This is a genomic window from Mycobacterium sp. NGS41, from assembly GCF_059812725.1.
Genome location: NZ_JCALDF010000013.1, coordinates 53,068 through 65,843, shown reverse-complemented (window position 1 = coordinate 65,843; position 12,776 = coordinate 53,068). Strand labels below are relative to the sequence as shown.

Below are 12,776 nucleotides of genomic sequence, written 5' to 3'. Positions count from 1 at the left end.
AGCCGGTAGGTAAGAGGCTTCACTTCCTCACTCCCCGGAACTCGCGTGCATGGCGATGATTGCGTGTGCATTGGAGCCCCCCGCGCCGAACGACGAGGCGGCGCCGTAACGGATGCCGTCTTTCGGCTCCCAGGGGTGCAGCTTGGTGGCGAGGCGCAGGCTCGTCGTATCCCAGTCGACCGTCTTGGTCGGGTTGTCGGAGAAGAGGGTTGGCGGAATATGGCCGTGCTGTCCGGCAAGAAGCAACTTGATCAGCCCGAGCATCCCGGACGCGGCTTGGGCGTGGCCGACGTTCGACTTGATCGAACCCAGCAGCGCCTCGGACCCCGCCGCGCCGTAGGTGTTGAGTAGCGCGGTCAATTCCTGCGGGTCACCCGCGGGAGTTGCGGTCCCGTGCCCTTCGATCATGCCGATGTCGGCCGGGTCTATTCCCGACGCGTTGATCGTCTTGCGCACCAGCTGCTCCTGCGCCCGCGTCCGGGGCACCAGGATCGGCTTGCCCTTGCCGTTGTGGTTGGTGCGGATGGCCAAAATGCGGCCGTAAATGCGGTGACTCAGCTCTCGCGCTCGCGATTCACGTTCAACGACAACCATTCCCGCGCCTTCACCCCAGACGGTGCCGGTGGCGTCGTCGGAATAGGCGCGGCAATGCCCGTCCGCTGATATGGCATTGAGCCGCGAGAACTCGTAGAACGCCGTCGGCTCTCCCAGAACGCATGCGGCGCCGGCAAGGGCCCAATCGCATTCGTCCATGTGAATCGCGTTGGCCGCCAACTGCACTGCCGTCAACGACGACGCGCACGCCGAATCCACGGTCATCGACGGCCCGACCAGGCCAAGGCAGTGCGAGATCCTGCCGGCGCCCCCCAACTGTCCCATTCCGACGGTCCGGAAACCGGTGTAGTCGTCAGCCACGGACGTGCGTAGACCGTATTCGGTCATCGACATTCCGATGAAACAGCCGCCCTCCGAACCCTCCAGCGTGCCTGGATTGATCCCGGTATTTTCCAGCGCCTGCCACGCCACTCGCATGGCGACCCGCTGCTGGGGGTGCATCACCACCGCCTCGTGATCCGTGAGGCCGAAAAAGGAAGGATCGAATGCCGCTGCGCCGTCCAAGAATCCGCCGGAATCGCAGACCTGCCGCCAACCATCTGCCACCCGGGACGCCGACAGAAGATCGTCGACGGTCCAGCCCCGATCCCGTGGGAACGGGCCGAGCAGCTCGCTGGATTCGGCCAGTGCCGACCACAGGGCGCCGGGGCTGTCGATTCCGCCTGGCGCCTCGACCGCCATTCCGCTAATGACGATCGGGTCGGTTGCTGGCACGGCAGATCCCTTGTCGCTCAAGTCGCTCAAGTCGCTCAAGCGGTCTGCTCGCAGTGCGCGCTCGACGCCAACAGCTCCGCGACGGCGTCAATATGGGACTTCAGGTAGAAGTGTCCGCCGTCGAACATCGTGACTTTGACGGTGTCGGAATGCTTACCCCATCCGTACAGATCGCCCAGCGTGATGTACGGGTCCTGATCACCGCCCATCGCGTGGATCGGAGCCGCGACCTTGACGTCTTCAGCGCACGAGTACGCATCGAAGGCCTCGTAATCCGCCTTGATCACCGGAAGAGCCAATCTCATGAGCGCACGGTTCGCCATCACATCCGTGTCGGTACCCTCGAGCGCTGCGAGATGGTTGAGGATTTCTTCGTCGCCTTTGGGATGTGGTGGTTTGCCGGCGGCGTTGCTCGGCGCGACCGCCGCGGAGACATTGAGCTGCCGCACATCGACGCCGCTGTTTTCAGCGAGCCGGACGAACTCGAACGCGACCAATGCCCCCATGCTGTGACCGAAGGTGACGATCGGCAGACCACGGTTGTGATCCGACGCGGAGAACTCGCTGAATGCTCCCGCGGCAATCTCAGGAAGCGACGGCAACGACGCTTCCGCCGCCCGGTCCTGGCGACCCGGGTACTGGAAAACGATCACCTGAAACTTCCTGCTGAGCAGCTTCGAGAATTCGCGATAAGCCGATGCGCCTGCCCCGGCATGCGGAAAAACAAGCAGCGGGAGGCCATCGGGTGAATCCGGTGCGTGGAACTGCCTAATCCACCCCAGTGTGCGCGGCATGCGCTGCTACCTTTCGTCTCTGGGTTAGTAAGCGGTGAGCGGCCCTTTGACCACTTCGACCACGTTGACCACGAGGTTCAGCGGAGCTTCACCGCCGAGTCGCAGTGATCGCCCCGTCGATGCCGGGCCAATGGGTCCGCTCGCGGTCAAGGACCATGAGGGCGGCCCGTTTGTTCGGCAGGTCGAGATCCGCGGCGCGCACGAACCCGATGGCCTCAAGAGTTCGGATTGCCCGCGTGTTTTCCACATCGGGCTCGGCGACTACCCGGGTGCGTGGGTCTCGGTTCAGCAGCCGGGTCGAGACAGCGCCGACCAGGTCAGCGGCCAGTCTCCGGCCGCGGTATTCCGCCGGGCCCAGCAGCATATGCAAACCCACGTCGTGTTCGCGGGCGGCGTAGTACTGGGCGAGCGGGTCAAGGTCGGCGTGGTAGAGCTCCCAGTAGCTGCCCGGGACGCCGTCCAGCACGCCCAGGTACGGCGTCGAGTGCAGACTGCAGTCTTGTCGGCGCAGGTAGGATGCTATTTCAGCCTGAGGCCACGGCATCTTCCAGAAGCGGGCCACCTCGGGGTCGTTCATCCAGGAGTGCACGAGTTCCAAGTCTCGGTCCGGGTCGACTCGACGCAGCGAAAAGTTCCCTGCGAACACCTCATGGTCCAGTGCGACGCCGCGGCGCCGCGAGGCCGGCGTGCTCACTCCCGTACCTCCCGCACCGGCTGGGTTGCGTCGCGAGGATGATGCGCGACGGGTGCTGCCTCCCCCATCTCGTCGTCACGACGGCCGCAAAAGCTATGCAACTTAGCGAAGGCTAACATAATCTGCTGAACTTGTAATCGGTCGGGAGGACAGCGGACCGAAACACCAGCCCGGCCCTGGTCGGCAGTGACGAGTTGAAGGGTTTCGCGGCGATCTGAACAACCAGCACAACCCCGGCGAAGCGAATATCAGGAGTGAGACGTGTGATGGCAGATGATGCCAAGACCTTGCAGGAACGTCGTCGCGAGTTGCTGCGTAGACGCATCGCCGAAAGCGGTCTGGCGGCCGGGGGATCCGTTGACCAGCCCCGCGTGTGTGCCGGTGAGCGCTACGCCCTGTCGGCCGGCCAGCGCCGGATGTGGTTCCTGCAGACGATGGACCCTACCGACTCCACGTTGAACATCTGTGTCGCCTATCGACTGACCGGTGCTTTGGACGAGGCCCGTCTGCAGGCAGCTTTCCAGAATGTCGCTGCGCGTCATGCCATTTTGCGTACCAGCTACGGGGTGGACACCGAAGGCGAGCCGTACCAAGTAGTTTCCGACGAAGTCGGGATCACCTGGCAGGTACATGATCTCACCGACCTGCCAGACAATGTCACTGATCAGGACCGGGATCAGCAGATCGATACCTTGGCACGGAACGAGTTTGGCCGGCCATTCGATCTCGTCGACGAGCTACCGCTGCGGATAACACTGATCCGCGCCGGTGCAGGCGAATTAGTGCTGCTGCTCGTCGTGCATCACATCAGTTGGGACGACGACTCGTGGGCTGTTCTCGCCCATGACCTGAGCGCGGCTTACAACGGCCAGGCACCGAGCGGCCTGGACGTTGACGCACCGCAGTATGTCGCCGTCGAGGTGCTCGATTCCCACAACACCCCTGCCGAACCCAGCATCGGCGATGTCGGCTACTGGGCTGACACACTGCGTCCGTTACCCGAACCGCTGCAGCTTCCCGGCGTGGCCGCCGCGCACCCGTCGAGGCAGGCGGAACGTCGCACTCAGGCGCTGCCCGCCCAGTTGTTCGGCCGGGTCGAGGACTTTGCCCGCGAGCACTCCGTCTCGCCGTTCATGGTGCTGCTGGCGGTCTACGCGGTGCTGGTGCGCCGGTATACCGGATCATCAGATTTCCTGATCTCAGTGCCGGTGACCGATCGCAGGGCGGCTGCCGACGGCGCCATCGGGTATTTCGGTAACACGCTGCTGTTGCGGATTGCTGCGCGATCACACGACACGTTCACCTCGTTGGTCGGCACGGTACGCGAAACCTGCCTCAACGGCTTCGCGCATCAGTCCGTCGGCATCGATCGGGTGGTACGCGAAGCCAACCCGGAGCGGATGGGCCACGACGGCATGGATCAGCTTGTCCGGCTGGGCTTTTCCATGCGCAAGAGCGCCGGTGGGTTCGCACTGGACGGCGTCACTGTGCGTCAACTCGAACTGGGCGCGGTAACCGCGCATCTACCGCTCACGCTTTCGGTTGTGCTCGACCCTGAGGGCGTACTCGTCGAGTTCGAGTACCAGACCGATGTTTTGGGTTCAGCGCTGGTCGAACAGATGCTGGCGCACTACGCGCAGCTGTTGGACAACGCGCTGGCTGCGCCCGAACATCGTCTCACCAGTCTGGACATGCTTGGCAACGGCGAGCGGGAAACCGTTCTGGCGCAGTCGCATGGCGAACTTGTCGCCATGCCTGCCACCACGATGGTCGCGGTGCTCGAAGCCGCGGCGGCTCAGACGCCGGACGCGACCGCACTGGTTTCCGACGAGACCGAACTGACCTATGCCGAATTGCATAGTCGCACCAATCGCTTGGCGCGCTGGCTTATCGGGGAGGGTTTCGGCACCGAGGACATCATCGGTGTGCGCATGACCACGTCGATCGAGTTCATCGTCGCGATGCTTGCTGTGCTGAAAGCCGGTGCGGCGTACCTGCCGATTGATCCGGCCTATCCGGACGACCGCATCGAATACCTTGTCACGGACGCGCGCCCACAGACGGTGATCGGGCCGCACGAATTCAGTACCGCATGCGCCGCCGCCGCGCAGCTGTCGGATGCCTCGGTCACAGACGACGACCGTGTTCGTCCTTTGCGTCCCGAGAACCTGGCCTACGTCATCTACACCTCCGGCTCCACCGGCACGCCCAAAGGCGTGGCCGTCTCGCACCGCGCGATCGCCGAACACGTGGAGGGCTTCGTCGCCGAGTGGAGCATCACCGCCGAAGACCGGTTGCTGCAGTCGTCGTCGGTGAGCTTCGACGCCTCGCTCTCGGACATCCTCATCCCGTTGACGCTCGGCGCAACGCTCATCGTGCCCAGTCCCCCCGAGGGCGCGGCCTTCGGCGACATCGCTTATGTCGCTGAGCTGATCCGCCGCCACCGCGCCACCGTGCTGCACATGGTGCCCTCCATGCTGAGCACCGTCTTGCTGCTGCCGGAGGCCCTTGACGTTGAAGTGTGGCGGCAGTTGCGTCACGTGCCGGTGGGAGGCGAAGCGCTGGCGGGCGAGGTAGCCGACAAATTCACCGGCTACTTCGACGCGCAGTTGCGTAATCACTACGGCCCGACCGAGGCCGTCGTCTGCTCTACACACATGGACGTTGAGGGATCACATGGGGCGCGCGTGGTTCCCATCGGCGTGCCGAACCGCAACGTTTACACCTACGTCCTCGACGAGGAGTTGCAACCGGTGCCGGCGGAGGTGATCGGTGAGCTCTATCTGGGGGGCGTGCAGTTGGCGCGCGGGTATCTTGGGCGTCCCGGATTGACCGCGCAGCGATTTGTCGCCGACCCGTTCAACCCTGGCATGCGTCTGTATCGGACGGGAGATCTGGTTCGCCGCAACATCTCTGGGGACCTGGAATTCGTGGGACGGGCCGACGAACAGGTCAAGGTCCGCGGCTACCGCATCGAGCTCGGCGAAGTCGAGTCCGTTGTCGCGACGCATCCGGCCGTGCGGCATTGTCTCGTCGTCACCGAAGACACCGAAGCCGGGCCCATGCTCGCCGCGTACCTGGTGCCGGTTTCCAGTGCAGAGTCAAGCCTTTCAGGTTCGTTCGGTGAGCTGGATCTCGATGAAATACGCGCACACGCCGCGTCGGTGCTGCCCGAATACATGGTGCCCACCGCGTTTGCGGTGATCCCCGAGATCCCGCTGACCGTCAGCGGGAAACTGGACAAGCGGGCGCTGCCCGCGCCAACTCCGGTTGCGGTTCGTCGTTACCGCGAGCCGGCGACGCCCACCGAGCGCCGCATGTGCTCAATCTTCGCCCGCATGTTCGGGTGGGAGCGAATCGGTGTGGAGGACTCGTTCTTCGGGCTGGGCGGACATTCACTCCTGGCGGCGCGGCTGGTCGCCCAGATCCGCGCGGAGTTCGGTGTGGAGCTGACCGTCCGCGCTGTGTTCGACACGCCGACTCCCGCCGGATTGGCGGCTCGGCTGGTCGAGCAGTTCCGTGTCGAATTCGACATCGACCTCGACGAGATGGATGAGCTGGACGAATTTGGTGACGAGGAAGAGGCTTTCGCCGACCTCGCGTCCGGATCGCCGTCGGGTCGCCCAGAACTCACCGGTGCCGCTCGCCCGGAACGGCTCCCGTTGTCCTACTCCCAGCTCGCGATGTGGTTCCAGTACCGGATGGAAGGCGCGCGCGACGGTTTCAACCTGCCGTTTGCGCTGCGCTTCGCGGGGCCATTGGATACCGACGCGCTGACCGAGGCGCTCAACGACGTGGTGGACCGTCACGAGGCGTTGCGCACGAATTTCGCTGAGTACGAAGGTGTTCCGTACCAGTTCGTGCATCCGGAACTGCGGGTGGAGCTACCCGTCACCAAGGTCGCTGCGGGCCACTTCGACGAGCGGGTGACCGAGCTGCGCAGGCATGTGTTCATTCCTGAGTACGGGCCGCTGATCAAAGCCAACCTGCTAGAGCTCGGCCCGGACACCCATGTGCTGGTGATACTGGTTCACCACATCGTCAGCGACCACGCCTCGCACAGCATCTTCCTCGAAGACCTCATCACCGCCTACCGCGCCCGCATGGGACGGACGGCGCCCGTCTGGCCTACCCTGCCCGTCGGGTTTGCGGATTACGCACTGTGGCAACGAAATGCGCTTGACACCGAATGGGGACGGGCGGAGTTGGGCTACTGGCGTGACGCGTTGGCTGGCTTGCCCGACGAGATCTCGGTGGTTCCGGACCACACCCGGCCCGCGGTGCTCGGGAAGCAAGGGACGGTGGTGACTTTCACCGTGTCCGCGGCTCGCCGCGGGGCCCTTACCCAACTCGCTGAGCAAAGCGGCGTCACCGAGTTCATGGTTTATCAGGCGGTCCTCGCGGTGCTGCTGCACAAGCTCGGCGGCGGTACGGACATCCCCATCGGCAGCCCCGTCGCGTCCCGGATTGAATCGACCACCCAGAAACTGATCGGTCTGTTCGCCAACGTAGTGGTACTGCGTAACGACGTATCCGGCGATCCGAGTCTGCGCAGCATGATCGCGCGTAGCCGCGATGCGGTGCTCGACGCGTTCGCACACCAGGAACTACCCATCGAACGCGTGGTTGAGACGCTGAATCCGCCGCGCTCGCGATCACGAAACCCGCTCTTTCAGAACATGCTTCACTTCCGCGGCGAGGATTGGGCGCTGATACCACGCGATCTCACCGCGGCAGGGGATACCACGGTGGTCCCGCTACGGATGGACTTCGAGGTCTCGTTGCTGGATCTGGACCTGGGCATGACGGTGACGCCGGACGGAGAGCTCGACGTGCGGGTGGTCGCGAATGCCGATCTCTACGAAGCTGAGACGGTTACGCTCATCGCACGCGCCCTCGACAGCGCGCTCGATGCGTTCGTGACGACACCGGACGCCAGGGTGTCCACACTGAGTTTGTTGACCGCGGCGGACATGGAGAAGCTGCTTGCTCCGCCCACCCCGAGAGCGGGGCAGCCGCGAGGGACCCTCGGCGATTCCCCGAGCAGCCCGAAAACTCTGGAAACCCAGCGGATCCTGATCGAGTTGCTGGAGGAGTTGCTGGAAATCAACGATGTGGATCCAGAGGACAATTTCTTCGCGCTTGGTGGCGACAGCATCATTTCGATCAAATGGTCTGCCCAGGCCAACGCGCAGGGACTGGCCCTGACCCCGCCGATGGTGTTCGAGCACGCGACCATCACCGAGCTGGCCGTCGCTGTCGATGCCGCCGCGGATCAGGCTGCAGCCGAGCCGGATTCGGCGCCGGCACAGGAATACACGCCGATGAGTGCGTCCGGTCTGAGCGCCGAAGCGCTGGCCGACCTGACCGCATCGTGGCACGAGCAGTCGTGAACGCATCGCTGAGGCGCCGATGACTGAAGTGAGGCTGCCGCCGGCAGAGATCGAGGACGTTCTTGCGCTGAGTCCGTTGCAGGAAGGGCTGTTCGCGTTATACCGCCTGGCCGACGACGGCATCGACCTGTACAACATGCAATTCGTTATCGACGTCGACGGCCCGGTTGACGTCGGGCTGCTTCGCCGCAGCGCTCAAGCGATGCTGGTCCGGCACCCGAACCTGCGCGCCGCGTTCTGGGATCGCAATGTGCCGAAGCCGGTGCAGATTGTGCCCACCCATACCGAGTTGCCGTGGTCCGAACGGATTGCGACGCCAACCGAATTCGAGGCCATCGCACGCTCGGAGCGTCGTCGTCCGTTCGACTTGAACCGCGGCCCCGCATTACGGGTGGTGCTGCTCACGGTGCCCGGCGAGACTCGGCGGCGGCTGATTTTCACCGCGCACCACATTCTGTTGGACGGCTGGGCCCTTGCGGTGTTCTTCACCGAGATGCTCGCCGTGTACCGGGCGGGCGGATCGATCGATGGGCTCTCGGAGCCACGTCCCTACCGCGAGTACATCGTCTGGTTGGCCGGGCAGGATCGGCAGGCCGCGATCGCCCGGTGGGACGAGTATCTGCGAGGCGCGTCGGGACCGCTCATGGTGGCCGACGGTACCCTCGCAGCCGGTAACGTAGTACCGGAAAAGACGGAACTGCTGTTGCCCGCGGCCGCTACGACTCGGCTGCGACAGTGGGCAAGTCGCAATGGCCTCACGCTCAATACCGCAGTGCTCTTCGCCTGGGCCGTCGTCCTCAGCCGGCTTACCGACCGCCGCGATGTGGTATTCGGCACCATCGTCTCCGGCCGTCCGGAGAACCTGCCTGGCGTGGAGAGCATGGTCGGGCTGTTCATCAACGCCGTGCCGGTCGTGTACCGGTTGAGCAACACCCTGCCGGTGGTCGACCAGTGCGCCCGGCTGCAGCGTGAATCGTCGGCGATGCGCGACATCGGCTATCTGAGCCTGTCGGAGATCCAGCGCGAACACGGCCGCGGCACGCTGTTCGATTCCATGTTTGTCTTCGAGAACGCACCGATCGAGGACGCAATTCGTCCGGTCAGCACACCCGACGGCGCGCGCTTCTGTCCGGTGGAGATGGAAAGCCTGACGCACTATCCGCTGACCGTGGTCTCACACCTGCGAGACGACGCGCTGGTGGTGCTCGTCGAGGCGATTCGCGACGCACTGCCGCATCTTCCGCCAGCAGCGATAGGCGAGCGATTGCTTGCCGTGCTGCGCCAGCTACCGGATATCGGGGACGACCCGCCCGACGCGTTGGATATTCTCACTTTGGCCGAGCGTGCCGAGTTCCGCGATATCGCGACGTGCGCGGCGCCCACGCTGAAGAGCGCCACGGTGTGGGAAATGTTCGAGCGGCAGGTTCACGCCATGCCGGACGCCGACGCACTCAGCGCCGGTGGCGGTGAGCATTACAGCTATGCCGAATTGCACGCTGAGGCAACATGCTTGGCGGGCGTGTTGGCCGAGCGGGGGATAGGTCCGGAAACAATCGTGGCACTGGTGCTGCCACGTTCGACACGATCGATTGTCGCCATTCTTGCCGTGCTGGCCGCCGGTGGTGCCTATCTGCCGGTCGATGTCACGCTCCCGAGAGCCCGCATCGAATCTATGTTCCGCCAAGCCGATCCGGCGCTGGCCATTACCGACGCCGGCTGCGCCGAGCTTGTCGATGCAGACACTCCCATATTGGACCTCGACGACTCCGCTGTGGCCGAGCGTATTTCGCGAAGTTCTGGCATCGCACCGACGATTTCACGTCATCCCGAGCAGAGTGCGTATGTCATCTTCACCTCCGGCTCGACCGGTGAGCCCAAGGGCGTCATCGGCACCAACGCCGCGCTGCTGAGCTATTTCGCTGACCATCGCGAGCGCGTCTACTCCGCGGCGTCGGCGCGGCTAGGAAGGCCGTTGCGTATCGCGCACGCCTGGCCGCTGAGCTTCGACGCCTCGTGGCAGCCCATGGTGGGCCTGCTCGACGGTCATGCCTTGCACTTGTTCGACGCCGAGGAGATGCGCGACGCGGATCTGCTGGTGAAAGGCATTGTCTCGCAGGGGATTGACATGATCGACACCACCCCATCGATGTTGGTGCAACTCGGCGCCGCTGGACTTCTGGATCAAGCTCTGCCGGTGCTGGCGCTTGGCGGCGAGGCGATCGGTACCCCACTGTGGGACCGGTTGCGAGCTCTACCCGAAACCGAGGTCTACAACTGCTACGGGCCCACCGAGATGACAGTCGAGGCGGTGGTGGCACCGGTCAAGGAGTATCAGGCACCGACGATCGGCACACCGAACGCGGGAACTTTTGGTTACGTCCTGGATACCGCGCTACGGATGGTGCCACACGGGGTGGTGGGTGAGCTCTATCTGTCCGGCGAACAGCTGGCCCGCGGCTATGCCGGCAGGTCTGCGATGACCGCGGCCCGCTTCGTGGCCGACCCGCTGCGCCCGGGCCAGCGCATGTACCGCACCGGTGATCTGGTGCGTCGCCTGCCCCATGGCGGGTACGCGTACCTGGGACGCAGCGATACGCAGGTCAAAATTCGCGGCTACCGCGTCGAGATCGGCGAGATCGAGACGGTCATGCGCGAATGGCCCGAGGTGCACGACGCGGCGGTCTCAACGCTGCGTCGCGGTAGCGGGACTACTCTGGTGGGATTTGTTGTCTGGCAACAGGATATGGATGGTGACATCGCCGGGCTGCGCACCGAGCTCACCGAACGTTTGCCGTTGTACATGGTTCCGGCCCGGATCGTGGCATTGCCCCGGCTGCCGGTAAACGCCAACGGCAAGCTGGACGGGCATGCGCTGGACCTGCTGGCCGACCAGGCGCTCGCGCAGGTCACCGGGGATGGTGCGGCGTCGGCATCCACCGAGACCGAGCGACTGTTGTGCGAAGTTTTCGCCGAGCAGTTCAACGGCGTGGCGCCGCACATCGACGACGACTTCTTCTCGCTCGGGTTGGATAGCATTCTGGCGATCTCATTGGTGCACAAGTCACGCCGGCGAGGCATCCCGGTGAACCCACGCATGGTGTTGACTGCCCCGACGATCCGTCAGCTTGCGGCCGCTATCGACGCTGGTATGGGCTCCGATGCGGCTGCAGAATGCGTCGAATACGGTGAAATTCCACCGCTGCCGATTGTTTCGTGGCTCTATGAATACGGCAACTATCGCCGCCTCAGCCAAGTCATGCTGCTACAACTGCCCGTCGAGATCGACCGGCCGACAATAGAATTGGTGTTGCAGCTGTTGCTCGACGGACATGACACGCTGCGATCGATCCTGACTGAGACTTCAGCTGGACCGCGCCTGGTCACCCGCGAGCCCGGTGCGGTCCGTGCCGCTGATTTGATTACCCGCGTCGAGTTACCGGATTCGACTGACGCTGAACTGTCATTAGCTATAAGTCACGTTGCGCGCCGGGTGATCGATGAGATTGATCCACAGGTAGGCGCGATGGTGCGAGCCGCCTGGCTCTCCGGTCCTCAGCGCGGCGACGTGCTGCTGATCGCGGCGCATCACTTGGCAGTGGATGTGGTGTCTTGGCACATCATGCTGGGGGATGTCGCGGAGGCGTGGCGTTCGCTCAAATCGGGCACGGCGCCCAAGCCGTTGCCGGAGTTCAGCTCCTACCGGCGGTGGTCAGAGCTGATGTGGCAGCGGGCCGGCGCACAAGAAGTGCAGGCCCAACGCGACTACTGGATAGCGCAAGTTCGTGACCCGGATCCGGCGTTGGGTGAACGGCTTCCTGATCCGACTCGTGACACGTGGGCCAGTGTCAGAGCCACCCCGATCGTCACACCGGTGGAGGTCACCGAGCAGGTATTGACGACGCTCACCAGAGACGAGGGCGTGCGCGAATTCCTCTTGGCCGCAATAGTAATGACGATTGCGAGTTGGCGTGGTACTCGCGGGCAAGATCCGGCATCGGGCTCGCTGCTAGCTCTGGAGGGCCATGGACGTGCCGATGCGGTCCTCGACACCGACACGACCAACACGGTCGGCTGGTTTACCGCGGCATATCCGGTGCGACTCGGGATGGGTGCGGCGGCAGTCGATGTGGAGCGAGCCGAAGCGGATCCGGGCGCGGTCCGGAAGCTGCTCGATTCGCTGACAGCGTATCTCGCCGCGATGCCGAACGACGGCCTGGACTACGGTCTGCTTCGGTATATCGAAGGTGTTACCGAATTGCGGGACGCGCCCGAGCCGCAGATCATGTTCAACTACATGGGGCGGCTGGATCTCAGCGGTGCCGAAGATCAACCATGGGCACCGATTGCTGGACCCCAACTCGACGCACTGCCAGTCGCTACCGAGCCCGAACTGCCACTCCGGGTTGCCCTCTACATCGGCGCGCTGGTACGTGCCACCCCGGATGGCTTGGAACTGACGACCAATTGGCTGTGGAGCGATGCACTGTTCTCAAGCTCCGACATCGAGCGTCTGACGCATTACTGGCAGCGCGGGATCGCAGCACTCGCAGCTGCATTGGCCTAGAA

Annotated in this window: 5 protein-coding genes; 2 read left to right on the top strand and 3 right to left on the bottom strand. The window is 64.1% G+C overall.

The window, feature by feature from the left end; genetic code table 11:
• Positions 1 to 27: 27 nt before the first annotated feature.
• From AC5Y21_RS14170 to AC5Y21_RS14160, 3 genes are all read right to left on the bottom strand, one after another.
• Positions 28 to 1,350 carry a beta-ketoacyl [acyl carrier protein] synthase domain-containing protein gene (locus AC5Y21_RS14170; protein ID WP_499913144.1) on the bottom strand — a complete coding sequence of 441 codons (1,323 nt, stop codon included), beginning with the start codon at positions 1,348 to 1,350 and terminating at the stop codon, positions 28 to 30.
• Between the two features lie 14 nt (positions 1,351 to 1,364).
• Positions 1,365 to 2,123 (bottom strand): thioesterase II family protein, encoded by a 759-nt coding sequence (locus tag AC5Y21_RS14165; protein WP_499913079.1) that lies wholly within the window; start codon positions 2,121 to 2,123, stop codon positions 1,365 to 1,367.
• A gap of 88 nt (positions 2,124 to 2,211) precedes the next feature.
• Complete coding sequence (locus tag AC5Y21_RS14160) at positions 2,212 to 2,817, bottom strand: GNAT family N-acetyltransferase (protein ID WP_499913078.1); 606 nt, start codon at positions 2,815 to 2,817, stop codon at positions 2,212 to 2,214.
• Between the two features lie 266 nt (positions 2,818 to 3,083).
• Here AC5Y21_RS14160 and AC5Y21_RS14155 point away from each other — a divergent pair, with 266 nt between their 5' ends.
• The gene (locus AC5Y21_RS14155) at positions 3,084 to 8,210 is read left to right on the top strand and encodes an amino acid adenylation domain-containing protein (protein WP_499913077.1); all 5,127 of its coding nucleotides are present in this window, start codon (positions 3,084 to 3,086) and stop codon (positions 8,208 to 8,210) included.
• A 19-nt stretch (positions 8,211 to 8,229) separates the two neighbouring features.
• A complete protein-coding gene (locus AC5Y21_RS14150; protein WP_499913076.1) occupies positions 8,230 to 12,774 on the top strand; it encodes an amino acid adenylation domain-containing protein in 4,545 nt (1,514 codons plus the stop codon).
• Positions 12,775 to 12,776: the final 2 nt, after the last annotated feature.

Coding starts and splice junctions, on each gene's coding strand:
- AC5Y21_RS14150 (WP_499913076.1), top strand. CDS start 8,230: ATGACTGAAGTGAGGCTGCCGCCGGCAGAGATCGAGGACGTTCTTGCG.
- AC5Y21_RS14155 (WP_499913077.1), top strand. CDS start 3,084: ATGGCAGATGATGCCAAGACCTTGCAGGAACGTCGTCGCGAGTTGCTG.
- AC5Y21_RS14165 (WP_499913079.1), bottom strand. CDS start 2,123: ATGCCGCGCACACTGGGGTGGATTAGGCAGTTCCACGCACCGGATTCA.